This is a genomic window from Caulobacter ginsengisoli (genome assembly GCF_030814835.1).
In the GTDB taxonomy this organism is placed as follows: Bacteria; Pseudomonadota; Alphaproteobacteria; order Caulobacterales; family Caulobacteraceae; genus Caulobacter; species Caulobacter ginsengisoli.
Genome location: NZ_JAUSVS010000001.1, coordinates 188,050 through 212,115, shown reverse-complemented (window position 1 = coordinate 212,115; position 24,066 = coordinate 188,050). Strand labels below are relative to the sequence as shown.

Below are 24,066 nucleotides of genomic sequence, written 5' to 3'. Positions count from 1 at the left end.
TCACGCCTGCGAGACCCCGATGTCGCCCCGCCGACCTCGCACGAGGTGGCGCCCATCGCCCGGTCACGCTAGAAGCCGCCCCCATGACCGACACCGCGAATCCCCCGCCCAAGACCATGGCGCAGACCGCGCTGGAGTATGGCCTCAAGCCGGAGGAATACGACGTCATCGTCAAGCGGTTGAACCGCGAGCCGAATGCGGTCGAGTTGGGCGTGTTCTCGGTGATGTGGTCCGAGCACTGCTCCTACAAGTCCAGCCGCAAGCACCTGCGCAAGTTCCCGGTCACCGGCCCCCGGGTGATCTGTGGGCCGGGCGAGAACGCCGGGGTCATCGATATCGACGACGGCCAGGCCTGCATCTTCAAGATGGAGAGCCATAACCACCCCAGCTTCATCGAGCCCTACCAGGGCGCCGCCACGGGCGTTGGCGGCATCATGCGCGATGTCTTCACCATGGGCGCCCGGCCCATCGCCCTGCTGAACGCCCTGCGCTTCGGCGATCCCAGCCATCCCAAGACCCGGCGGCTGGTAGCCGGGGTCGTCGCGGGAATCGGCGGCTATGGCAACTGCGTGGGCGTGCCCACCGTGGCCGGCGAGACCAACTTCCACCGCGGCTATGACGGCAACATCCTGGTCAACGCCATGTGCGTGGGCCTGGCCGACGCCGACAAGATCTTCTACTCGGCCGCCCCCTCGGCCGGCCTGCCGGTGGTCTATTACGGCTCCAAGACCGGCCGCGACGGCATCCACGGCGCCACCATGGCCAGCGCCGAGTTCGACGAGGACAGCGACGAAAAGCGCCCCACCGTCCAGGTCGGCGACCCCTTCGCCGAGAAGCTGCTGATCGAGGCCACCCTCGAGCTGATGGCCACCGGCGCGGTCGCCGCCATCCAGGATATGGGCGCGGCGGGCCTGACCTCTTCCTCCGTGGAAATGGCCGGCAAGGGCGGGGTCGGCATCGAGCTGGACCTGGACGCGGTGCCCCAGCGCGAGACCGGCATGACCGCCTACGAGATGATGCTGTCGGAGAGCCAGGAGCGGATGCTGGCCATCCTCAAGCCCGGCCGCGAGCGCGACGGCCACGCCATCTTCGAGAAATGGGGCCTGGACGCCGCCGTCATCGGCTTCACCACCGACACCGGCCATATCGTCCTCAAGCACAAGGGCGAGGTGGTCTGCGACCTGCCGCTGGCCCCGCTGTCGGACGACGCGCCCCTGTACGACCGCCCCTGGACGGAGCCCGCCAAGCAGCCGGTCCTCAAGGACGTCCCCGCCCCCACGGACTGGCAGGAGGCGGTGCTGAAAGTCATCGCCTGCCCGGACGGCGCCTCCAAGCGCTGGTTGTGGGAGCAGTACGACCGCCACGTCATGGCCGACACCCTGGCCGACAGCTCGACGGCCCATGACGCGGGCATCATCCGCGTCCACGGCACGAGGAAGGCCCTGGCGGTGACCAGCGACTGCACCCCGCGCTATGTCCAGAACGACCCCTACGAGGGCGGCAAGCAGGCGGTCGCCGAGGCCTGGCGCAACCTGACCGCCGTGGGCGCCGAGCCCATCGCCATCACCGACAACCTCAACTTCGGCAACCCCGAGCGGCCCGAGATCATGGGCCAGATCGTCCGCGCCATCGACGGCATGGCCGAGGCCTGCCGGGCGCTGGATTTCCCCGTCGTGAGCGGCAATGTCAGCCTCTACAACGAGACCAACGGCGCGGCGATCCCGCCGACCCCGACCGTGGGGGCGGTGGGCCTGCTCAAGGATTACGGCAAGCGGATGGGCTATGGCCGCCTGAAGGCCGGCGACCGCCTGATCCTGATCGGCGCGCCCCGGGGCGAACTGGGGGCCAGCCTCTATCTGCGCGAGGTCCTGGGCCGCGAGGACGGCGCCCCGCCGGCCGTCGACCTGGCCCTGGAGCGCCGGACCGGGGACGCGGTTCGCGCCCTGATCGCCGCCGGCGCCGTGCATGCCGTGCACGACCTTTCCGATGGCGGTCTGGTCACGGCGCTGGCCGACATGGCCATGGCCAGCGGCCAGGGGGTCGCCATCGAAGCCGGCGCGGCCCTGCCCGACCACGCCTTCCTGTTCGGCGAGACCCAGGCCAGCTACGTCGTGGCGGTCGAGGCCGGCGGTGAACAGGCGGTCACCGACCGGACGCTGGCGGCAGGCCTCTGGGCGGCGCCGGTGGCGAAGGTCGGCGGCGAATCGCTGAGCTATGCGGGCCGGTTCGATATTCCGGTAACCAAGCTGCGGGAAGCCCACGAGGGCTGGATGCCGGCCTATATGGCAGGCTGATCCGCCACCCATCCAACCCCATATCCCCAGCGAAAGCTGGGGAGACGGGGGTGAGTTTAGATCGACGCGGGACCAGGGACAGGTGAGTATCCCCCCATGACCCTCACCCCCTTCGAGCTCGCCGCCGGCCTCCTCGCCCTCGCGGCAGCCGCCAGCTGGATCAACGCCAAGCTCCTGAAGCTCCCGGCGGCGGCGGGGCTCCTCATCCTGGGACTGCTGGTCGCCGCCCTCGCGCAGGGCGCGCGGCTGGCCTGGCCGCAGGCGAGCGACGTCTTCGCCACCCTTCTGGACAGCATCGACTTCTCCAAGCTCGTCCTCGACTACATGCTGGCCTTCCTGCTCTTCGCCGGCGCTCTCAACGTCGACCTCGCCGCCCTCGCCCGGCGAGGCTGGGCCACCGCCGCCCTCGCCACCCTCGGCACGGCCGCCACCCTGATCCTCTGCGCCGCCGGCTTCTGGGGCCTGACCGCCCTGGTCGGCCAGCCCATCCCCTTCGCCTGGGCCCTGGTCTTCGGGGCCCTGATCAGCCCCACCGACCCCATCGCGGTCCTGGCCATGACCAAGCGCACCGCCCTGCAGCCGGAACTGCGCGCCCAGCTCGAGGGCGAGGCCCTGTTCAACGACGGCCTGGCGGTGGTTTTGTTCCGCCTGGCTCTGGCGGTCGCCCTTGCGCAAGGGGCCGACGCCGAGCCGCCCATGGCCCTGATCGGCCACGGCCTGATCGAGGCGTTCGGCGGCGCCCTGCTGGGCCTGGCTGTCGGGGCCGTCGCCGTGGCGGTGATCCACGCGGTCGAGGACTGGGCCACCGAGACCCTGGTCACCATCGCCGCCGCCGTGTTGACCTACGCCGTCTGCCTCAATCTCGGCCTGTCAGGCCCCATCGGCGTGGTCTGCGCCGGGCTGATCGTCGGCTCCAAGTGGGCCGAACGCGGCATGAGCCCCGCCTCCCTGCGCTACATCCACCCCTTCTGGCATGTGGCCGACGAGGGCCTGAACGCCATCCTCTTCCTGCTGGTCGGGCTGGAGGCCTTCCGCCTCGACCTGACCGGTCCGGCGCTGGCCCTGCTGGTCGCCGCCCCGCTGCTGGTGCTGGCCGCCCGCTGGCTGGTCATCGCCCTGCCGGGCCTCGCCCTGCGCCTGCCGCTGAAGCTCAGCAATGTCCTGGCCTGGGCCGGGGTGCGCGGCGGCCTGTCGCTGGCCATGGCCCTCAGCCTGCCCGACGGCCCCGAGCGGGCGCCGATCCTGGCCGCCACCCTGGGGGTGATCGTCTTCTCCATCCTGGTCCAGAGCTTGACCATGGAGCGGCTGGCCCTGAAGACCGGCTACGGCCTGCCCCTCGACAGGGGCGAGGACGCCTAGCCTTTCCGCTCGGCGATGGCGTCCAGGTCCGCCTCGAACGCCAGCGCCGCGGCCACCACCGTCGCCACCGCGGCCTTGAAGAAGGGCTGGGGGATGGTGGCGAACTTGTCGGCGGGCTTGTGATATTCGGGGTGGTCCTCGACCCCGAAATAGACCCACGGGCGGCCGGCCGCCCCGAACGCCCCCTGGTCGGACTGGTCGCTCCAGTCGTCGGCGCCCAGCTTGGGATCGTCATGGCCCAGCTTCAAAGTCACCGGCGCATCGGCCGCCAGCGCCTCCAGCCGCCCGCGCAGCCAGGGGAAGGGAAAGGCGCCCGAGACATAGAGCTCGTTCTTGTCGTTGGTCCCGATCATGTCGAGGTTGAGGTCCAGCGCCACCCGCGCCAACGGCACGGGCGTGGCGGCCACGAAGGCCTTGGCGCCCTTCAGCCCCTCCTCCTCGGCGTCGAACACCGCGAAGATCACCGTGTGTCGGGGCGGCTTGGCTTTGAAGGCCTGGGCGATGGCCAGCAGTCCCGCGACGCCCGAGGCGTTGTCGTCGGCGCCGTTGTAGATCTCGCCGTCCCGGATCCCCAGATGGTCGTAGTGGGCGCTGACCACCAGCACCGGCAGGCTGGGATCGGTCCCGACGATCTGGCCGACGATGTTGACCCCCTTGCCCGGCTCGCCCCTGTGGGAGAAATCGAACGGCTGCTCGAAGCCTGCCGGCAGGATCGGGACGATGTCGATCTCCGCGAACCGCTGCAGGATATAGGCCCGCGCCTTGGCCGAGCCCGGCGTGCCGACCAGCCGGCCCTGCATGTCGTCGGCCGCGAGGATGCGGACGTCGTCGATCAGGCGGTCGGCATCCTTCGGCGGTAGGGACGCCATGGCCAGGCTTCCCAGCGCCAGCCCCGCCAGCAACAGTCGCCGCAACATCCTCGCCGCTCCATACCGATTTTTCGATTGCGCAGAGTTGCGCCCGCCCGCCATCATGCAAAAAACAGGGAGAGAAAGCCATGGACGCCCAGTCGCAATGGACCGGCCTGGACGCCGGCCGCCTGGACCGCATCACCGACCATATCGAACGGAACTACATCCAGCCGCAAAAGATCGCCGGCTGCCAGGTGATGGTCGCCCGCCACGGCCACCAGGCCTATTTCAGGTCGTTCGGCCATATGGATCTGTCGCGTGGCAAGGCCATGCGCGACGACACCATCTTCCGCATCTATTCGATGACCAAGCCGATCACCTCGGTCGCCCTGATGCAGCTCTATGAGAAGGGCCTGTTCCAGCTCAACGACCCGGTCAGCCGGGTGATCCCGTCCTGGAAGGGCCACAGGGTCTGGGTCAGCGGCGACGGCGACCAGATGGTCACCGAGGAGCCCAAGCGGCCGGTCAGCTTCCGCGACATGCTCTGCCACACCGGCGGCCTGACCTATGGCTCGATGCTGGCCATGCTGGGCGCCCCCGACAGCGGCAACCCGGTCGACAAGGCCTATGCCACCCACAATGTCCGGCGGGGCGATGGCCAGACGCTGGAGGACTTCGTCCAGGCGCTGAGCCGCGTCCCGCTGCGCTATCAGCCCGGCGAGCGTTGGCAGTATTCGGTCTCGACCGACGTCTGCGGCCATCTGATCGAGGCGCTGTCGGGCATGCCGCTCGACGAGTATTTCCAGAAGAACATCTTCGAGCCGCTGGGCATGGTCGACACCGCCTTCGACGTGCCGGACAGCAAGCTGGACCGCTTCGCCGCCAACTACCGGCGCGGACCGGACAAGAAGCTGCAGATGATCGACGATCCGCAGCAGTCGGCCTACCGCAAGAAGCCGACCTTCCTGTCGGGCGGCGGCGGGCTGGTCGGCACGACGGCCGACTATCACCGCTTCACCGAGATGCTGCGCCGGGGCGGTGAGCTGGACGGGAACCGGATCCTCGGCCCCCGCACCCTGGAACTGATGCACCGCAACCACCTCAAGGGCGGCGGCGACCTGGGGACCATGGCCATCGGAGCGTTTTCCGAGACGGCTTACGACGGGGTCGGGTTCGGCCTGGGCTTCGCCTCGACCCTGGACGAGGTGACTTCAGGATCGCTGGGCGCGGGCGATTACTATTGGGGCGGCGCGGCCTCGACCATCTTCTGGGTCGATCCCAAGGAGGACATCACCGTGGTCTTCATGACCCAGTTGATCCCCTCGGCGACGTTCAACTTCCGGGGTCAGCTGAAGTCGATCATCTATTCGTCGATCGTCGACTAGGGCGTTTCCCGCACCCACCGCCACACCGTCCGCACCGCCAGCGTCCGGCTGCCCGCCGCCGCGCCGCGCACGACCGCCTGGGTGCGGGGCTGGCACAGCGGGTCGTAGCCGGGATAGCGGACCGGCTCGTCGGGCTCCGGCTCGGGCTTGGTCGCCAGGTCCTCGCCGGCCTTTTCGGGGTGCTCGTGCAGCCAGTGGTTCCGCAAGTCCTGCTTGGTCGGCGGGCTGCAGTCGATGTTCCAGGTCTGCAGCGAGGTGATCCGGCCCTGGGCGTCCGTGGCGATCGGGGACATGGCCTGGTAGCCCCAGACCGGCTTGCCTTCAGCCGTGATCCCGGCCGACTGGATGATGCGTGGCTCGCCGGCGGCGACGATCCAGCGTTCGCGCAGCCAGGTTCCCTTCGTGCGGTCGCCGGCCGAGGGGGTGAAGACCCGCCGCTCGCCGTTCTCGAGCACGAACCACCGCGCGCAGGCCGGCCAGTCATAGGCGGACTGCGCCGCATCGACCTCGCAGACCGGCCCGTCCGACAGCCAGAGGCCATCCCGCACCGGCGGCGCGCCGTCCGCATCCTTGGCGGCGAACAGCGGTCCCTCTGGCGCGGCGGTCGGCGGGGCGGGCCCGCAGGCGGCCAGCAGCAGGACGGTCAGGATCGCGAGACGGCGCATGATCGGCTCCTTAGCATGCCGGTCCGCGGCGCCTAGGGCAGCGTGTCCCGGATCCAGCGATCGGCCTTGACCGGCCCCAGCGCCTGGCTGGCCACGGCCGCGGCGCGCACCGAGCCCCGGTCGCTGGCCGTGCAGTCGGCGTCGAAGCCCTTCTCGCCCTCGGCCTTGATCAGGGTCATCCCGGCAAATGGCGCCTTGGTCTGGGCGGCCGGATCGGGCTTGCCCCTGGCGTCCAGCGGCGGCGGCCCACACAGGACCATCCACCAGTTCTGGGCCGTGATCCTCCCCTCGGAGTCCAGGACGGTCGGGGTCAGGGCCAGGTACATGAACATCGGGACGGGCTTGTCCGCCTGGTTCAGCACACCGCGAATATCGGCCTGCATGATGCGGGGTTCGCCCGAGGCCAACAGAAAGGACATGGTTTCCCACTCGGCCGGACTGTCGCGGTCAGCAGCGTGAAAATTGAGCACTTCGCCGCCCCGCACCACGTACCAGCGCGCGCAGACAGGCCATTTCTGGACCGGTTTGCGAACATCGACCCGGCAGTCCGGCTCGTCGGTCAGCCACAGCCCGTCCTTCAGCGCCGGCGCGCCGGCCGCATCGGCGGCGCTGAACAGCGGCTGCGTGGAGGTCATCTGGTTGCAGGCGCCCAACAGCAGGACGGCGGCCAAAAGCGGGAACCAGCGCATGTCCGACTCTCCATTCACGAAGCCGTGAGCATGTCGTGAATTCCCGTGATTGGCTAGTAGCTGTGAAAACCCCAGGGAATGGTCCGCCCCCCCCGAAATCCCGGCCTTCTCCAGTGGATGTTAAGCTTTATGGCGCATGCCAGAGTTGACTGAAGAGGACACGCCCGACGTGCCTATGCCCGCCGCCGAGCTTGAGCGCCGCCTTCGGGAGGCCTTCCCCGCCGCCGAGATCGTGATCACCGATCTGGCCGGCGACGGCGACCATTACCGCGCCCGCATCGTCGACGAGGCCTTCCGGGGCCTGCCGCGCGTGCGTCAGCATCAGTTGGTCAACCGCGCCCTGGCCGATGTGCTGGGCGGGGTGCTGCACGCCCTGGCCCTCGAAACCGTGGTTCCAGACTGATGGCCATGCGCTACCGCCCCTTTGGCAATTCAGGCACGGCGGTGTCGGTCATCTCGCTGCTGTTGCAGGACCATACGCGCCTCAAGGCCACCGACTGGCGGGCTCTGCTGTTCTGCGCTCTGGAGCACGGCATCAACTGTTTCGAGATCGCCGGGGCCAGCCCGGCCCTGATGGAGGGCGTCGGCGAGGCGCTGGGCGCCATCGACCGCCACCTGATCTTCGTCTCCTGGCGCGCGCCGCCGGGCCAGCCGGGCGAGGCGCTGTCCCGCCATGTCGAAGGTCTGCTGACCCGCACCGGCCTGCACCACCTGAACCTGGTCGTGGTCGAGGACCCGGCCGTCAACCTGCCCGCCGATGGGCTGGAGGCGCTCAAGGCCATCCGCTCGGCCCGTCTGACCCGGATGCTGGGCATTTCGGGCGACGACGACAGCATCGACGACTTCATCTGCAGCGGCGCCTTCGAGGCCCTGTGCACCGGCTACAACCTCTCGTCCGGCTGGAAGGAGCGCAACCGGCTCAAGCTGGCCTCGAAATACGACATGGCGGTGATCGGTCACGAGGCCTGGCCCGAGGCCCTGCGCGAGCCCAAGGGGGGCGGCCTGCTCCCCAAGCTGGGCTTCCTGAGCGGCAAGAAGCCGACCGAAACCGCCTTCAATGGCGGCTACCGCTTCCTCGAAGAGACCCCCACCTGGACGCCGGAGGAGATCTGCCTGGCCTACGCCCTGACCGAGCCCTCGCTCAGCACAGTGCAGGTGGTTGTCGAGCGGCAGGACGAGATCGAGCGGCTGGCGGGTGTCCCTGAACGCGACCTGCCCACCGCCGTCGCCGCCCAGATCGAGATGGCGCGTTTCGCCGCGGTCAAGCCGCCGGAAGCCCGCCGCGCTTGACCTTGGGGGCCCTCGTCCCTAGCTGATAGGCCTTCCAAGTCGCGCAAAGGCCTCTCCCGTGACCGACACCGCCACCGCTTCCGTCCAGGACTTCATCGCCCAGACCGTCGCCGCCAACCCGGTCGTGCTGTTCATGAAGGGCGAGCCCGAGCAGCCCCGCTGCGGCTTCTCCTCGGTCTGCGTGCAGATCCTCGACCATCTGGGCGTCGATTTCGTCGGGGTGGACGTGCTGCAGAGCGAAGAGCTGCGCCAGGGCATCAAGGCCTTCTCCGACTGGCCGACCATCCCGCAGCTCTATGTGAAGGGCGAATTCGTCGGCGGCTCGGACATCGTGCGCGAGATGTTCCAGTCGGGCGAACTGACCCCCTTCCTGCAGGCGCAAGGCGTGCTGGCCTGACGCCCTTCGAACCGCCGGGCGACCGGCAGATCTTCACCCAGTCCTTCACGCCCGTCGACGCCGACATCGACGTGAACGGCCACGTGAACAACGTGGTCTATCTGCGCTGGATGCAGGACATCGCCATTTCCCACTGGGTCAGCCGCGCGCCTGCCGAAGAGCAGGCTAAATGGGCCTGGGTCGCGTTGCGCCACGAGATCGACTACCGCCGGGCGTTGCTGCCGGGCGAAGAGGCGCTGGCCCGCACCTGGGTCGGCACACGCCGAGGGCCGAGGTTCGACCGCTTCGTGCGGATCGATGGGCCGGATGGCGAGATGTGCTCCCAGACCCGGTCGGAATGGGTGCTGATCGATGCGGTCACCCGCCGGCCGGCCCGGGTGCCGGACTGGATGGAGACGATGTTCGCCTGAGGCGCCCTAGGAGCCCGGCCCCATCCATCGTTCCAACGGATTGAGCAGAAACACCGTCGTCCCCGGCTTCAGCCCCAGTTCGTCCCAGGTGAAGCTCAGCTCCGTCGAACCCATGGCGAACGACTTGCACAAATCCAGCTTCTTCCGCCCGAACGCCAGCCCCGCCCCCGTCGGCTTCACCTCCACAAAGAAGGCGAAATCGGCCTTGGTCGTGCAGCCGTTCGAGGCCACGCGGATCGTCACCGCCTCGCGCCCGGCGCTCACCGCATAGACCGGTTCCAACTCGGCGAAGCCCGCCGCCGGTGGCGGAGCGACCCGGACTGTGGCGCAGCCGCAGAGGGCCAGGGCGGCCAGCAGGACGAGGCGTCGGTTCATGCGTCGAGCTTGCGCGATCCGGCGGCGCACGGCCAGATGGTCCGATGAGGAATCTGCTGATCGCGCTCGCCCTGCTGGCCGCCACTCCAGCGATGGCCAAGACCCCGACCCCGGCCCAGATCGACGCCGAGGTCGCCCGCCAGATGGCGAAGACCGGCGCCCAGGGCCTGGCCGTCGCCGTCATCGACGGGGGCAAGGTCCGCTACGTCCAGGCCTACGGCAAGCGCAACGCCAAGGGCGAGCCCCTGACCCGCGGCACGGTGATGTACGGCGCCTCGCTGACCAAGGCGGTGTTCGCCTACACGGTCATGCAGTTGGTCGATGAGAAGCTGGTCGATCTGGATGCGTCCATCACCGCCTATCTGAAAAAGCCTCTGCCCGACTACACGGGCTTTGGCGACAACTACGCCCCCTACGAGACCCTGGCCGGCGACGAGCGCTGGCGAAGGATCACCCCCCGCATGCTGCTGACCCACAGCGCCGGCTTCGCCAACTTCTACTGGGACAATCCCGGCGAGAAGCTGGTTATCCATTTCGATCCCGGGAGCCGCTACGCCTACAGCGGCGACGGCATGATCCTAATGCAGTTCGTGTTGGAGCAGGGCCTGGGCCTCAAGCTGGGCGCGGAGATGCAGCGCCGGGTCTTCGACCGCTTTGGCATGGCGAACACCTCGATGATGTGGCGCCCCGACTTCGCCGCCAACCTTGCCGACGGCTGGGACGAGGACGGCAAACCCCAGCCCCACGACGAGCGCAGCCGCGTCCGCGCCGCCGGCTCGATGGACACCACCATCGACGACATGGCCAAATTCGCCGCCGGCCTGGTGCGCGGCGAGGGTCTCAGCCGCGCCTCACGAGCCGAGATGCTGAAGCCCAGCCTGCCCATCACCACCCGCAGCCAGTTCCTGACCTTCCAGCCCGAACTGCCGCCGGAAAAGCGCCGGCCGGACCTGGCCGCCGGTCTGGGCGTGGTGGTGTTCAAGGGCCCGCAAGGCCCCGGCTTCTACAAGGGCGGCCACGACGACATCACCGGCAACACCATGGTCTGTGTCGAGAAGCGCCAGGCCTGCGTGGTGCTGCTGGGCAACGATGTGCGGGCCGAGAAGGCCTATCCGGCCCTGGTCGCCTTCATCCTGGGCGAGACCGGCGCGCCGTGGGATTGGGAGTATGGCTTCACGCCGATCGCCCGGAATTGAAAAAGGCCCCGGACTGCTCCGGGGCCTTTCCAAACTCGTCTGCTGGTCGGCGTCTTACGACGCGTAGAACTCGACCACCAGGTTGGGTTCCATCTTCACCGGATACGGCACTTCCGACAGCTCGGGGGCGCGCACGAACGTCGCCGAGAAGTGGCGGGCGTCCAGGGTGATGTAGTCGGGCAGGTCGCGCTCGCCCGACTGCAGGGCTTCCAGCACCAGGGCCATGTTGCGCGAACGCTCACGGACCTCGACGACGTCGCCGGGCTTGCAGCGGTAGGAGGCGATGTTCACCCGTTGGCCGTTGACGGTCACGTGGCCGTGGTTGACGAACTGACGGGCCGCGAACACGGTCGGCACGAACTTGGAGCGGTAGACGATCGCATCCAGGCGCGATTCCAACAGGGCGATCAGGTTTTCCGAGGTGTTGCCCTTGCGGCGGGCGGCTTCCTCGTAGGTGCGGCTGAACTGCTTTTCGGTCAGGTTGCCGTAATAGCCCTTCAGCTTCTGCTTGGCGCGCAGCTGCAGGCCGAAGTCGGAGACCTTGGACTTGCGGCGCTGGCCATGCTGGCCGGGGCCGTAGGAGCGCGAGTTGACCGGGGACTTGGGACGGCCCCACAGGTTCTCACCCATGCGGCGGTCGATCTTGTATTTGGCGCTGTGGCGCTTGGACATTCAGTATCTCACAATCGTTGATGCGGTCCGGCGACCCCGTCAGTGGGGCCACGATCTCAACGGCGGCGCACGCATCACCCGTAATAATTCCCAGCGCCGCCAAGCGGACCTGGCGGCGGGAAAGCGGGGCTTATGACGGCAGGGCCCCTAAAAGTCAACGCGGAGCCTAGAACAGCGCGGTCGGCACGCGGCTGTTCACCCGGCTCTTGCCGAGCCGTTTCATATGCCAGTCCAGGTGACCCGCCATGAAGCTGGTGATGAAGAAGTAGGAGTGGTCGTAGCCCTCGCGCCGGTTGAGGGTCAGCCGTTGGCCGGCGGCGCGGCAGGCGGCCTCCAGCAGCTCTGGCTTCAGCTGGGTCTCCAGGAAGCCGTCGGCCAGGCCCTGGTCGACCAGGATGCCGTCGAACCGCCCCTCGCCCACCCCGGCCTCGATCAGCAGGCAGGCGTCATGCGCGGCCCAGGCGCCCCGGTCCTCGCCCAGATAGGCGGTGAAGGCCTTCTCGCCCCAGGGGCAGCGGGTCGGCGAGCCGATGGGGGCGAAGGCCGACACGCTCCGGAACAGCTGCGGATGGCGCAGGGCCAGGGTCAGGGCCCCGTGGCCACCCATGCTGTGTCCGAAAACTCCCCGCCGCTCGCCGTCCAGCGGCAGGACCGCCTCGACCGCGGCGATCAGGTCGCGGGTGACGTAGGTCTCCATCTGGAAATGCGGGGCCCAGGGGTCCTGGGTGGCGTCGACATAGAAGCCGGCCCCCTGCCCCAGGTCATAGGCGGGGTCGTCAGCCACCCCCTCGCCGCGCGGGCTGGTGTCTGGCGCCACGATGGCCAGCCCCAGCCGCGCCGCCACGCCATAGGCCCCGGCCTTGGCGGTGAAGTTCTCCTCGGTGCAGGTCAGCCCCGACAGCCAGATCACATACGGAAACGGCCCCTCGCCCGGCGGCAGGAACACTGACAGCTTCATCGCCGTGCCGGTGGCGGCGCTGTCGTGCCGGGCGTAGCAGAGCTCGCCGCCATGGACGCGGTGACGGGCGGTGATTTCGAGGGCGGACATGACGGCTCCAGCGGGTGGCGCCCCCTGGATAGCGCCCGTCGCTCAGAGAATCCAACCGCCGCTGTCCGGCTCCACGTCTGGAGCAGCCTCCCCCAACGCGGCTCCAACCTGGCGCAGGCCCGCCAGCAGTCCCACGAACTGCCGGGCGATCACCCCGCCGACCGCCATGATCTGCGGCTGCTGCATGCGCGCCATGCTCATCTGGTAGCCGCCGGCGATCCGCTCGACCCAGCCCAGGCTTTCGAAATGCAGCATGCGCCGCCGCACCGTCTCGCGGGGCAGGTGCAACTCGGCGGCCAGACGGGCGATGGTCACCGCCGCCCGCACCCCCTCCTCCGGTGGCGTGTCGGGCCGGGCATAGCGGCGGGCCAGCTCGGCGTCATAGGTGAAGACCTCGGCGTTCAGCACGTTCAGCCCGCCCAGCACATAGGTGTCGACGATGTCGCCGTTGGCCTCGCCGCCGACCTCGATCATCCGCAGCAGGAAGCTGTCGGTCAGGGCCTGGGCCGACAGGGCGGGATCGGGCGAAGGGGCGGCGGGCTTGCCGCTCTGCTGGGCCAGGGCCAGCAGGTCGACCCCGGTGGTCAGGGTGCGCTGGATGATGGTCCGCAGCACCGCCAACTCGACATCCGCCAGCGCCCGCCGCTCGGGCCCGTTCAGCGCCGCGCCATCGACGGTGAAGGCGCCGTCCTCGGTCTGGACGCAGAGCCCCTGGGCCTCCAGCCGCTTGAGCTTACGGCGCACGGTCTCGTAGGGCAGGTTCAGCGACCGGGCCAGCGGACGTGGACCGGCCGGACGCGGCGTCCAGGGCGGGTTTTCCTCCGCGCCCCGGCAGGCCTGCAGCAGAGCCAGCCAGACGAAGCCCTGCACCAGGTCGCCGCCGTGGCGTTCGGCCAGGCGGGCGGCGGCGCGGATGACGTAGTCATGGGCCGGGCGGAACACCAGGCGGTGCTGCTCGGCCTCGATTTTGGCCCATTGCTGGGCCGGGCTGCCCGGCTCGCCCGTCACCGGCCCTAGAACACCACGACGCTGCGGATGCTCTCGCCAGCGTGCATCAGGTCGAAGGCCTCGTTGATGCGTTCCAGCGGCAGGATGCGGGTGATCATCGGGTCGATCTCGATCTTGCCGTCCATATACCAGTCGACGATCTTGGGCACGTCCGTCCGCCCCCGCGCTCCGCCGAAGGCGGTGCCGCGCCAGACCCGGCCGGTGACCAGCTGGAAGGGCCGGGTGGCGATCTCCTTGCCCGACTCGGCCACCCCGATGATGACGCTCTCGCCCCAGCCGCGGTGGCAGGATTCCAGCGCCTGGCGCATGACCTGGACATTGCCGGTGGCGTCGAAGGTGTAGTCGGCGCCGCCGTCGGTCAGGGCCACCAGATAGGCGACCAGATCGCCCGAGACGTCCTTGGGATTGACGAAATCGGTCATGCCGAACCGCCGGCCCCAGGCCTCGCGGTCGGGGTTGATGTCGACCCCGACGATCATGTTGGCGCCGACCATCTTCAGGCCCTGGATGACGTTGAGGCCAATGCCGCCCAGCCCGAAGACGATGCAGTTGGCGCCGGCCTCGACCTTGGCGGTGTTGACCACCGCCCCCACGCCCGTGGTGACGCCACAGCCGATGTAGCAGGCCTTGTCGAACGGGGCGTCGGGCCGGATCTTGGCCACGGCGATCTCGGGCAGGACGGTGTGGTTGGCGAAGGTCGAGCAGCCCATGTAGTGGGCGACCGGCTGGCCCTTGTAGGAAAACCGGCTGGAGCCGTCCGGCATCAGCCCCTTGCCCTGGGTGGCGCGGATGGCGGTGCAGAGGTTGGTCTTGCGCGAGAGGCAGCTTTTGCACTGCCGGCATTCGGGCGTGTAGAGCGGGATGACGTGGTCGCCCGGCGCCACGCTGGTGACGCCCGGCCCGACCTCCAGCACCACGCCCGCCCCCTCATGGCCCAGGATCGAGGGGAAGATGCCCTCCGAATCCAGGCCGTCCAGGGTGTAGCTGTCGGTGTGGCAGATGCCGGTGGCCTTGATCTCGACCAGCACCTCGCCGGCCCGCGGGCCCTCCAGGTCGACCTCGACGATCTCCAGCGGCTTCTTGGCTTCGAAGGCGACGGCGGCGCGGGTCTTCATGGCGGCTCTCCCCGGTTGTCAGGCGGGCTTGATCGGTGGCATGCGCCAGCGCCCGTCCAGTAGTTCCGGTCTTGGCAGATAGGCGCGCATCGTCAAGAAGAACGGCCCAGATTTCGGCGCCGGCAGCCAGTTGGCGGTGCGATCGCCGCCCGGATCGCCGCGGCCGATCCAGATGTCGGCCGAGCCGTCGGGGTTGCGCTTGAGACCCTTGGTGCGGTCGCCGATGGCGTAGCGGCCCAACGGGTTGTCGGTGAAGAAGCCCTGGCCGTCGGGCATGGCCTCATACATCGACAGGGACCAGAAGCCGTCCAGCGGCAGATTTCCCGGCATGTTGAGGCGATAGAGGCCGTCGCCCTTGAAGATGCCATCCGCCTCACCCTGCGGCCGCAGATAGGCCGCCTCGGCCACCGGCAGGGCGGCCAGGCCCTGCATGGCGACGATGGCGCGGTAGAGATAGTCCTGGCCGAAATCGCCCAGGTTGGCTCTGGGATAGGACCAGCCGTCGACAAAGACCTGCCGGCCCTTGGCCCCGGCCACGATGGCCCGGGCGTTGGCCACGCCCTGGGCCAGCACCGCCGGGTCGATCTGCCGCTCGCCCTGGCCCAGCAGGGCGCCGAACGAGCGCAGGGCTCTGAGGTCGCTAGCCGGGGGCGGATCGGCGGCCAGCAGCTCGCGGGCGGCCTGGAAATAGGCGGCGGGATCGGCATCGCGGCCCGCGTAGGCCGGCGGCGGCGCGCCCTGCGGTCCGGCCAGCTTGAAGCCGTCCTGGGCGGCATGGGCGGCGTCCAGGTCCTCAGGCCCGTCGACCAGGGTGCGCAGAAGCAGCCAGGCATGGGGCGTGGCCACCCGCACCGGCCGCTCGCCGCTGCTGGCCTGCCCCGGCCCGCAAAGCGTGAAGGTCCCGCCCTCACGGCCGACGGTGCGCGAGCCCAGCACCGCGTTGTTGTTGGAGAACATGTCCATCACCGCCGCCGAATAGTAGCGGTCGCCCATCGGCGGGATGGTCAGGATGACGGGGCCCGTCGTCAGGTCCAGCCAGCTGATCGAATAGAGGGTGTCGTTATTGGGGTTGGTGACGGTGCGGGCGGTGTGGTCGGCCAGCTTGCGGGTGTGGAACAGCCGGTTGATCGGCAGCCCCTGCTTCATGTGCCGGGCCCGGGTGGTGGCCATCTCGATCAGCGGCAGGGCGTAGAGCCAGGCGTTGCGCGCCGTGGCCTCGTCGACACCCGGGCTGGCGAAGCTGGGCCGCGCCAAGGCCAAGGCCAGCAGCCCCGCGCCCGATCCGATCAGAAGCTCTCGCCGGTCCATGATGCCCTCCGCGCTTATTGTTACCGCTTGGTCTCATTGATAGCGGACGGCGTGCGGGTGAGCAAGAGAGGCCTACTCCCCACCCTCCGGCTTCAACCCGTCCAGTTCCCGCGCCTTGCGCGCCAGCTTCTCCAGCACCCGGCCGCGTCCCCGCGACAGCGCTGTGATCACCCCCCGGAAGGTCGCCACCTCCTGCTCGGTCATCGCCGCCCGGCCCAGCGCCACCCGCAGGTTCCGCACCATGGACGGCCGCTTTTCCGGCGGATGGAAGAAGCCGGCCTTGTCGAGTTCGGCCTCGAGTTGTTCGTAGAGCCCGACCTGGACCTCCAGCGGCGCCCGCTCGGCGATGTTGTGGGCGAAGGCGGCCCGGGGACGGTCCGACACCCCCATCCGCCACTCGTAGCAGTTCAGCGCCACCGCCTGGGCCAGGTTCAGCGAGCGGAAGCGCTCGTCCACCGGCACGGTGACAATGCCGTGGCAGAGGGCGATGTCGGCGGTCTCCAGACCCGCCCGCTCGCCGCCGAACAGCAGGCCCACGGCCTTGTCCTGGCCCACCGCGTCATGCAGCACGTCGGCCGCCTCGCGGGGGGTCCAGACCGGCAGCTGGGTCTCGCGCGGCCGGGCGGTGGTGGCCAGCACCAGGGTCAGGTCCGCGACCGCCGCCTCCAGCCGGTCGAACACCCTGGCCTCGTCCAGCGGCCAGTTGGCCCCCGAGGCGCTGGCCCAGGCCCGGTCCTGCGGCCAGCCATCGCGCGGCCGCACCAGCCGAAGCTCCGACAGCCCGAAATTGGCCATGACCCGCGCGGCCGCCCCGATGTTCTCGGCCAGTTGGGGTTCGTTGAGGATGATGACGGGCGGTCGCATGGGCCCCGCTTAGGCTCCTTCGCGAGAGCGCGAAAGCCCCTCCTCTTCTCCCTTCCTCCTCGATGGAGGAAGGGCGGGGATGGTGGTGGTGGCAGTGCGTTTCCGGAAAAACGGGGGGAGGCGACCACGCCACCTGAGCTTTTCGCCCAGGCTCCGAGCCCTCACCACCAACCCTGCCCTTCCTCAGCCTGCCCTCGGGCGGGTCGGTAGACCCGACCCGGGGGAGGAGGAAGGGTTCTCAGTGTTGTCTTCGTCCCTGCTCGATAGCGGTCTAAGGTGCCGGATGCGTCGCCGCCTGTTCCTCGCCGGCCTGATGGCCACCGCCTGCCGCCCGGCCGAAAGCAACCTGGCCAGTCCAAAGGCCCTGGACGTCAAGCGGCTGGACCGCGAGATCACCGCCCTGGCCGACCAGGCCAGGCCGGGCATCCTGGGCGTGGGGGTCATGGACCTGCCCACCGTCCAGACCTGGGCGTTGAATGGCGAGCGGCCCTTCCCGATGCAGAGCGTCTTCAAGGCCCCGCTGGGCGCGGCGGTGCTGGCCGAGGTCGACGCCGGGCGGCTGAACCTTGCCGAAACCGTCACCCTCAAGGAAGAAAACCTGTCGCCGCCCTACAGCCCGATCGCCGATGCCTGGCCGATCACTGACACCTACAGCTACCAGGACCTGCTGGTCCGGGCGGTGGGCGGCAGCGACAACACCGCCGCCGACGTCCTGATGAAGCGCATCGGCGGGCCGGGCGCGGTGCAGGCCTGGCTGGAGCTGAAGGGGATCAAGGGCGTCCGCATCGACCGCTACGAGCGCGAGATCCAGACCGACATGTACGGCATGGCCTCGTTCCGGGCCGCCTGGAAGGGCGAGATCTACCGCCAGATGCATGACGCGGTGCCGCCCCAGGTCCGCTACGCCGCTACGCTGAAATACCTTTCCGACCCGCGCGACACCGCCACCCCGCGCGGCATGCTGGACTTCCTCAGCCACCTGGTCTCCAGCCAGCTGATTTCCAACGCCTCCCTGGCCCGGCTGCTGGCCATCATGACCGCCGCCACGACCGGCCAGAACCGCCTGAAGGCCGGCCTGCCCCCCGGCGCGACCATCGCCCACAAGAGCGGCACGTCGGGCACGGACCTGGACCTGACCCCCGCCACCAACGATGTCGGCGTTGTCACCCTCAAGGGCGGCCGCCAGCTGGCCGTGGCCGTCTTCCTGACCGCCTCGCGGGCCGACCTGGGCGCCCGCGAGCACCTCATTGCCGAGGTCATGCGCGCCATCGTCCGCTCGGTGAAATAGCCGCGCTTCCCCCCTCCCCGCTTAAACGCTATAGCCCCCGCAAATCCGCGCCGCCGCCGGCCCTGTGCGCCGGCCGCTTCGAGCGCGCCAAGGAGATAGAATGGCCAAGATCAAAGTCGCCAATCCCGTCGTCGACCTCGACGGCGACGAGATGACCCGCATCATCTGGAAGCTCATCAAGGACAAGCTGATCTTCCCCTATCTCGACCTGGAACTGGACTATTACGACCTGGGCATCGAGCACCGCGACGCCACCGACGACCAGGTGACGGTCGACGCCGCCCACGCCATCCTCAAGCACGGCGCCGGCGTCAAATGCGCCACCATCACCCCCGACGAGGCGCGGGTGAAGGAATTCGGCCTCAAGAAGATGTGGAAGAGCCCCAACGGCACCATCCGCAACATCCTGGGCGGGGTGATCTTCCGCGAGCCGATCATCTGCAAGAACGTGCCGCGCCTGGTGCCGGGCTGGACCCAGCCGATCATCGTCGGCCGCCATGCGTTCGGCGACCAGTACAAGGCCACCGACTTCGTGGTCCCCGGCAAGGGCGAGCTGACCATCACCTTCGTCGGCGAGGACGGCAAGAAGATCGAGCACAAGGTGTTCGACTTCCCGGGCGGCGGCGTGGCCATGGCCATGTACAACCTGGACGACTCGATCCGCGACTTCGCCCACGCCTCGATGAAATACGGCCTGGCGCGCAAGTATCCGGTCTATCTGTCGACCAAGAACACCATCCTCAAGGCCTATGACGGGCGCTTCAAGGACATCTTCCAGGAGATTTTCGACGCCCACTACGCCGCCGACTTCAAGGCGGCCGGCATCGTCTATGAGCACCGGCTGATCGACGACATGGTGGCCTCGGCGCTGAAATGGTCGGGCGGCTTCGTCTGGGCCTGCAAGAACTACGACGGCGACGTGCAGTCCGACACCGTGGCCCAGGGCTACGGCTCGCTCGGCCTGATGACCTCGGTGCTGCTGACCCCCGACGGCAAGACCGTCGAGGCCGAGGCCGCCCACGGCACCGTCACCCGCCACTACCGCCAGCACCAGAAGGGCGAGTCGACCTCGACCAACTCGATCGCCTCGATCTTCGCCTGGACGCAAGGGTTGGCCCACCGCGCCAAGCTGGACGGCAACCAGGACCTGGAGAACTTCTCCAACACCCTGGAAAAGGTCTGCGTCGACACCGTCGAGAGCGGCTTCATGACCAAGGACCTGGCCCTGCTGGTCGGCGACACCCAGAGCTGGCTGACCACCGAGGGCTTCCTCGACAAGGTCGACGAGAACCTGAAGATCGCCATGACCAAGGCCTAGCGACAGAGAGGCGGCGCTCGCCCGTGGGGTGGCGCCGCCTTGCTCTCGCCCCGTGACTGGGGTTTGGTGAACGGTCGGAATACTAAAAAGGCCGGTCACCTCATGCGTCTAAGCCTTTTCAAGATCGCGGTGCTGCTGCTGGCGCTGGGCGGCATCACCTTCGCGGTCGCCCCCTTCTTCGCCTTCCGGGCCCTCAAGGCGGCCACTGCCGCCGAGGATGTGCAGGCGGTCAGCGAGCTGGTCGACTACGCGGCCCTGCGCAAGAGCCTGACCAGCCAGCTGGTCGACACCGCCCCCAAGACCGGCGAAGCCCCCAGCATCTGGCAGGACCCGATCGGGGCGCTGAAGAACGCCCTGCAGCCCCTGGCCCCGCCCGAGCCCAAGGTCGACGCCTACATGACCCTGGACGGCCTCTCGGCCCTGACCCGCGGCTACCAGCCTGGCCACGCCCCGCCCGCGGCCAAGCCGGACAAGACCATGAGCGGCCAGGCCCGCGCCATCGTCAAAGACCCCTGGGCCCGGCCCAGTTACTGGGGACCCAACCGCACCCGGCTGACGGTCAGCCGGCCGGGCCAGAAATCCAAGAAGACCACCCTGATCTTCGAACGGAAGGGCTGGTTCACCTGGAAGCTGGTGGCCGTGCAACTGCCGCCGGACGAGCGGTAAAATCACTCTGAGTTCTTGCTTTGTTCACATAACGCTGTAGTGTGAGCCTCCACATCGAGGGAGGTTTTCATGATCGGTTATGTCACCATCGGCGCGCTGGACAGCGAGAAGGCCGGCATCTTCTACGACGCGGTGTTCGCCCCGCTCGGCATCGAGCGCAAGCTCGAGGGCGGCGGCTGGATCGGCTACGGCGACGTCGGCGCTGAAGGCGAAGGTTTCGCCGCCAGCCACACCGCCATCTGCCCCCCATTCGACGGCCAGCCCGCCAGAGCCGGCAACGGCATCATGGTCGCCTACCTGGCCAAGGACGCCGCCTCCGTCGACGCCGCCCACGCCGCGGCCTTGGCCAACGGCGGGTCGGACGAAGGTGGCCCGGGGCACCGGCCACCGGGCACGCCGGGGTTCTACGCGGCGTACGTGCGGGATCCGACGGGGAACAAGATCTGCGTGTTTGCGGCGGTCTAAAGCCGACACTGCGAACTCCAGCTCTTCCCTCTGGGGGAAGTGGCTCGAAGGGCCGAAGGGGGCTCCATCCACGGGACAAAGCCATGGACACATCCCTGGTCATCCGCAATCGCGCGCGGTCCCTCCGCAAGACCATGACCCTGCCGGAGATTCTTCTCTGGCAGGGCCTCCGGGGCCGCCGTCTCGGCGGCCTGCGTTTCCGCCGCGAACACCCGATCGGGCCGTTCATCCTCGACTTCTTCTGCCCGCAAGCCAGGCTGGCTGTTGAGGTCGATGGTGAAAGCCACGGCTACACTGTCGCGCAGGATGAGCGGCGAGACCTGTGGTTAAGGGAGCAGGGCATCAGGGTACTGCGCCTGGTAGCCCGCGATATCCTGGAGAGCGTCGAGGGGGCGCTCGTCACTATCCAAGCGGCGGCCAGCGTCAGGCCCGTGGGCGTGAGCCCCCTTCGGCCCTCCGGGCCACTTCCCCCAGAGGGGGAAGACCTGGTGCACCTAGCTGCTCCCCCTCTGGGGGAGCTGTCGCGGAGCGACTGAGGGGGCTCGTAGAGCGCGAATTTACCCCCCCAGTCCCGCCTTCACCGCCTCGACCCCAGCCCCCGCCTTGCTATCATCCGGCGCCCCGCCCTGCGCGAAGTCCGGCTTGCCACCCGCCCCCTGCCCGCCCATGGCGATCACCGCCGCCTTGGCGAGCTCAGCGGCGTTGAACCGCCCGGTCAGGTCCGGCGTGACCGCCACGGCCACCGCCGCCTTGCCGTCCGCCACCCCGACCAGGGCGACGACGCCCGAGCCGACCTGCTTGCGGAACTCCTCGACCAGGCCGCGCAGCTCCTTGCCGCCGACGCCATCGAGCACCCGGCCGATGAACTTCACCCCGCCGACCTCCTCGGGCCCAGCCGCCGCCGAGCCGCCGCCGCCGCCCAGGGCCAACGCCTTCTTGGCCTCGGCCAGCTGCTTCTCGAGCGTACGGCGCTGGGCGTCCAGCGCGTCGACCCGCGCGGCCACCTCGGCCACCGGGACCTTGAAGCGGTCGGCCAGCTCGCGGGCCACGCCGGCCTGGTCGAGCAGGAAGCGGCGCGCCGCCTCGCCGGTCAGGGCCTCGATGCGGCGGATGCCGGCGGCGATGCCCTGCTCCGACACGATCTTGAAGAGCGCGATGTCGCCGGTGCGCGCCACATGGGTGCCGCCGCACAGTTCGACCGAGTACGGGCCCTCACCGCCCAGCGCATGGCCCAGCGTCAGCACGCGGACCTCGTCGCCGTATTTCTCGCCGAACAGCGCCATGGCCCCGGCCTCGATGGCCGCCTGGGGGGCCATCAGTTCGGTGCGGGCGGCGAGGTTCTGGCGGATCACCGCATTGACCTCGGCCTCGATGGCCTCGATCTCGGCGTCGGTCAGCGGGCCGCCGTGGCTGAAGTCGAAGCGCATGCGCTCGTCATCGACCATCTGGCCCTTCTGGGCGACATGGGCGCCCAGCACATGGCCGAGCGCCGCATGCAGCAGGTGGGCCGCCGAGTGGTTGGCGCGCGTGGTCGTGCGCTTGTCGGCGTCGACCGCCAGCGTGGCGCGGTCGCCGAGCGTCAATGTGCCCTCGGTGACCTCGATGTCGTGGACGAAGAGGTCGCCGGCCTGTTTCTGGGTGTCGAGCACCCGCGCCTTGCCGTGCGCGCCGTCGATCAGACCGGTGTCGCCAGCCTGGCCGCCGCTCTCGGCGTAGAAGGGGGTGTGGTCGAACACCGCCTGGACCCGCTCGCCGGCCGCCGCGCTCTCGACCTCGGCGCCGTCACGCACCAGGGCCAGCAGGTGGCCGGTGGTCTCGGTGTGCTCATAGCCCAGGAACTGGGTGGCGCCGGCCCGCTCGCGCAGCTTGAACCACTCGCCGGCCGTGGCCTGCTGGCCAGACCCGGCCCAATTCTCGCGGCTCTGCTCCTGCTGGCGCTTCATGGCCGCGTCGAAGCCGTCGGTGTCGACGGTCAGGCCCATGGCCCGCACCGCGTCCTGGGTCAGGTCCAGCGGGAAGCCATAGGTGTCGTAGAGCTTGAAGGCCACGTCGCCGGCCAGCACGCCGCCGCTGGACATCCCGTCGGTGGCCTCCTCAAGCAGTGACATGCCGCGCCCGAGGGTGCGCCGGAAGCGCTCCTCTTCCTGGCGCAGGGTCTCGACGATGTTGGCCTCGGCCCGGCGCAGTTCGGGATAGGCGCCGCCCATTTGTTGGACCAGGACCGGGGCCAAGCGGTGCATCAGGGGCTCGCTGGCGCCCAGCAGATGGGCGTGGCGCATGGCCCGGCGCATGATCCGGCGCAGCACGTAGCCGCGGCCTTCGTTCGAAGGCGTCACGCCATCGGCGATCAGGAACGAGGTCGAGCGCAGGTGGTCGGCGATCACCCGGTGCGAGGGGATGCGGTCACCCTCGGCCTTGACGCCGGTCGCCGTCTCGCTGGCCGCGATCAGGGTCTTGAAGAGGTCGGTCTCGTAGTTGTCGTGCGTGCCCTGCAGGACAGCGGCGATGCGCTCCAGGCCCATGCCGGTGTCGATCGAGGGCTTGGGCAGGCTGACCCGCGCGCCATCGGCCTGCTGGTCGAACTGCATGAAGACCAGGTTCCAGATCTCGATGAAACGGTCGCCGTCCTCGTCCGGGCTGCCGGGCGGGCCGCCGGGGATGTGGGCGCCGTGGTCGTAGAAGATCTCCGAACACGGGCCGCAGGGGCCGGTGTCGCCCATCGACCAGAAATTGTCGCTGGTGCCGATGCGGATGATCTTGTCGTCCGACAGGCCGGCGATCTTCTTCCACAGGCCATGGGCCTCGTCGTCGCTGGCGTAGACGGTGACCAGCAGCTTTTCGACCGGCAGGCCGAACTCCTTGGTCAGCAGGGTCCAGGCCAGCTCGATGGCCCGCTCCTTGAAATAGTCGCCGAACGAGAAGTTGCCGAGCATCTCGAAGAAGGTGTGGTGGCGGGCGGTGTAGCCGACATTGTCCAGGTCGTTGTGCTTGCCGCCGGCCCGGACGCACTTCTGCGACGAGGCCGCGCGCGGGCTCACCGGAGTCTCGGCGCCGGTGAAGACGTTCTTGAACGGCACCATGCCGGCGTTGACGAACAGCAGGGTCGGATCGCTCTGCGGCACCAGGGGAGCCGAGGGCGTGACGGCATGGCCGTTCTTCCCGAAGTAGTCCAGGAAGTGGCTGCGGATGTCGTTCAGGCTCTGCATGGTCGTGTTCACTTTGTAAGGCTCGCGGGCGGGCTTTATCAGACAAGGGGCAGGCGATGGAACCGTCCCCTGTCAACCGACGCCTCTCAAACGCGAAAAGGACGCCCGGCATAAGCCGAACGTCCTCCCCAGTCGCGGTCGCCGTGCGGGGTAGCCGCTTCGGCGCATTGAAGTGGCGCGGGCGCGCCGAGGCGATA

24 protein-coding genes are annotated in these 24,066 nt (G+C 69.0%); 13 read left to right on the top strand and 11 right to left on the bottom strand.

The genetic code is table 11. The annotated features are described in order from the left end of the window. Positions 1 to 83 precede the first annotated feature (83 nt). Together purL and QO010_RS00950 are read left to right on the top strand one after the other, a co-directional pair. Positions 84 to 2,294: a phosphoribosylformylglycinamidine synthase subunit PurL gene (gene purL / locus QO010_RS00955; RefSeq protein WP_307344757.1), complete on the top strand. Its 2,211-nt coding sequence runs from the start codon at positions 84 to 86 to the stop codon at positions 2,292 to 2,294. Between the two features lie 96 nt (positions 2,295 to 2,390). Then, positions 2,391 to 3,653 (top strand): cation:proton antiporter, encoded by a 1,263-nt coding sequence (locus QO010_RS00950; protein WP_307344755.1) that lies wholly within the window; start codon positions 2,391 to 2,393, stop codon positions 3,651 to 3,653. Here the strand turns inward: QO010_RS00950 and QO010_RS00945 are convergent. Beyond that, the gene (locus QO010_RS00945; RefSeq protein ID WP_307344753.1) at positions 3,650 to 4,570 is read right to left on the bottom strand and encodes a M20/M25/M40 family metallo-hydrolase; all 921 of its coding nucleotides are present in this window, start codon (positions 4,568 to 4,570) and stop codon (positions 3,650 to 3,652) included. The genes QO010_RS00950 and QO010_RS00945 overlap by 4 nt on opposite strands. Before the next feature lie 80 nt (positions 4,571 to 4,650). Between QO010_RS00945 and QO010_RS00940 the strand changes: the two genes are divergently transcribed. Next, a complete protein-coding gene (locus QO010_RS00940; RefSeq protein WP_307344751.1) occupies positions 4,651 to 5,889 on the top strand; it encodes a serine hydrolase domain-containing protein in 1,239 nt (412 codons plus the stop codon). On the opposite strand, the gene QO010_RS00935 is transcribed toward QO010_RS00940, so the two are convergent. Further along, the gene (locus QO010_RS00935; protein ID WP_307344749.1) at positions 5,886 to 6,554 is read right to left on the bottom strand and encodes a hypothetical protein; all 669 of its coding nucleotides are present in this window, start codon (positions 6,552 to 6,554) and stop codon (positions 5,886 to 5,888) included. The two genes, QO010_RS00940 and QO010_RS00935, sit on opposite strands and share 4 nt — an antisense overlap. Before the next feature lie 32 nt (positions 6,555 to 6,586). Then, positions 6,587 to 7,243, bottom strand: coding sequence for a hypothetical protein (locus QO010_RS00930; RefSeq protein WP_307344747.1), 657 nt, complete (start codon positions 7,241 to 7,243; stop codon positions 6,587 to 6,589). Positions 7,244 to 7,412: 169 nt separating this feature from the next. Here QO010_RS00930 and QO010_RS00925 point away from each other — a divergent pair, with 169 nt between their 5' ends. From QO010_RS00925 to QO010_RS00910, 4 genes are read left to right on the top strand one after another with little or no spacing between them, the layout of a single operon-like run. Continuing rightward, positions 7,413 to 7,646 (top strand): BolA/IbaG family iron-sulfur metabolism protein, encoded by a 234-nt coding sequence (locus QO010_RS00925; protein ID WP_307347028.1) that lies wholly within the window; start codon positions 7,413 to 7,415, stop codon positions 7,644 to 7,646. A gap of 5 nt (positions 7,647 to 7,651) precedes the next feature. Next, on the top strand, positions 7,652 to 8,533 hold the full coding sequence (locus QO010_RS00920; protein WP_307344745.1) for an aldo/keto reductase: 882 nt from the start codon (positions 7,652 to 7,654) through the stop codon (positions 8,531 to 8,533). Between the two features lie 58 nt (positions 8,534 to 8,591). Next, positions 8,592 to 8,930: a Grx4 family monothiol glutaredoxin gene (grxD, locus tag QO010_RS00915; RefSeq protein WP_307344743.1), complete on the top strand. Its 339-nt coding sequence runs from the start codon at positions 8,592 to 8,594 to the stop codon at positions 8,928 to 8,930. After that, positions 8,927 to 9,340, top strand: coding sequence for an acyl-CoA thioesterase (locus tag QO010_RS00910; protein ID WP_370873717.1), 414 nt, complete (start codon positions 8,927 to 8,929; stop codon positions 9,338 to 9,340). Before grxD ends, QO010_RS00910 begins: the two co-directional genes overlap by 4 nt. A 6-nt stretch (positions 9,341 to 9,346) precedes the next feature. Here the strand turns inward: QO010_RS00910 and QO010_RS00905 are convergent, their stop codons facing one another. Further along, a complete protein-coding gene (locus QO010_RS00905) occupies positions 9,347 to 9,715 on the bottom strand; it encodes a hypothetical protein (RefSeq protein ID WP_307344741.1) in 369 nt (122 codons plus the stop codon). Between the two features lie 44 nt (positions 9,716 to 9,759). Here QO010_RS00905 and QO010_RS00900 point away from each other — a divergent pair, with 44 nt between their 5' ends. Then, on the top strand, positions 9,760 to 10,911 hold the full coding sequence (locus tag QO010_RS00900) for a serine hydrolase domain-containing protein (RefSeq protein WP_307344739.1): 1,152 nt from the start codon (positions 9,760 to 9,762) through the stop codon (positions 10,909 to 10,911). A gap of 54 nt (positions 10,912 to 10,965) precedes the next feature. Here QO010_RS00900 and rpsD read toward each other — a convergent pair whose 3' ends face one another. The 6 genes from rpsD to QO010_RS00870 form a co-directional block, all read right to left on the bottom strand. Further along, positions 10,966 to 11,583, bottom strand: a complete 618-nt coding sequence (gene rpsD / locus QO010_RS00895; protein ID WP_307344737.1) for a 30S ribosomal protein S4 — start codon at positions 11,581 to 11,583, stop codon at positions 10,966 to 10,968. Positions 11,584 to 11,749: 166 nt separating this feature from the next. Beyond that, on the bottom strand, positions 11,750 to 12,631 hold the full coding sequence (fghA, locus tag QO010_RS00890) for an S-formylglutathione hydrolase (protein ID WP_307344735.1): 882 nt from the start codon (positions 12,629 to 12,631) through the stop codon (positions 11,750 to 11,752). 42 nt (positions 12,632 to 12,673) lie between these two features. Continuing rightward, on the bottom strand, positions 12,674 to 13,639 hold the full coding sequence (locus QO010_RS00885) for a hypothetical protein (protein ID WP_307344733.1): 966 nt from the start codon (positions 13,637 to 13,639) through the stop codon (positions 12,674 to 12,676). A 5-nt stretch (positions 13,640 to 13,644) separates the two neighbouring features. After that, complete coding sequence (locus QO010_RS00880) at positions 13,645 to 14,754, bottom strand: S-(hydroxymethyl)glutathione dehydrogenase/class III alcohol dehydrogenase (RefSeq protein ID WP_307344731.1); 1,110 nt, start codon at positions 14,752 to 14,754, stop codon at positions 13,645 to 13,647. A gap of 18 nt (positions 14,755 to 14,772) precedes the next feature. Further along, entirely contained in the window at positions 14,773 to 16,062 is a 1,290-nt protein-coding gene (locus QO010_RS00875; protein WP_307344729.1) for a DUF1254 domain-containing protein, read from the bottom strand. Positions 16,063 to 16,134: 72 nt separating this feature from the next. Next, positions 16,135 to 16,926: an RNA methyltransferase gene (locus QO010_RS00870; protein WP_307344727.1), complete on the bottom strand. Its 792-nt coding sequence runs from the start codon at positions 16,924 to 16,926 to the stop codon at positions 16,135 to 16,137. 283 nt (positions 16,927 to 17,209) lie between these two features. Between QO010_RS00870 and bla the strand changes: the two genes are divergently transcribed. From bla to QO010_RS00845, 5 genes are all read left to right on the top strand, one after another. Further along, a complete protein-coding gene (gene bla, locus QO010_RS00865; RefSeq protein ID WP_307344725.1) occupies positions 17,210 to 18,214 on the top strand; it encodes a class A beta-lactamase in 1,005 nt (334 codons plus the stop codon). A 100-nt stretch (positions 18,215 to 18,314) separates the two neighbouring features. Further along, a complete protein-coding gene (locus QO010_RS00860; RefSeq protein ID WP_307344723.1) occupies positions 18,315 to 19,532 on the top strand; it encodes an NADP-dependent isocitrate dehydrogenase in 1,218 nt (405 codons plus the stop codon). Positions 19,533 to 19,634: 102 nt separating this feature from the next. Beyond that, entirely contained in the window at positions 19,635 to 20,198 is a 564-nt protein-coding gene (locus QO010_RS00855; RefSeq protein WP_307344721.1) for a DUF2939 domain-containing protein, read from the top strand. Positions 20,199 to 20,267: 69 nt separating this feature from the next. After that, on the top strand, positions 20,268 to 20,663 hold the full coding sequence (locus QO010_RS00850) for a VOC family protein (protein WP_307344719.1): 396 nt from the start codon (positions 20,268 to 20,270) through the stop codon (positions 20,661 to 20,663). Positions 20,664 to 20,746: 83 nt separating this feature from the next. Next, the gene (locus tag QO010_RS00845) at positions 20,747 to 21,199 is read left to right on the top strand and encodes an endonuclease domain-containing protein (RefSeq protein ID WP_307344717.1); all 453 of its coding nucleotides are present in this window, start codon (positions 20,747 to 20,749) and stop codon (positions 21,197 to 21,199) included. 21 nt (positions 21,200 to 21,220) lie between these two features. Here the strand turns inward: QO010_RS00845 and alaS are convergent, their stop codons facing one another. Further along, entirely contained in the window at positions 21,221 to 23,869 is a 2,649-nt protein-coding gene (gene alaS / locus QO010_RS00840; RefSeq protein WP_307347021.1) for an alanine--tRNA ligase, read from the bottom strand. Positions 23,870 to 24,066: the final 197 nt, after the last annotated feature.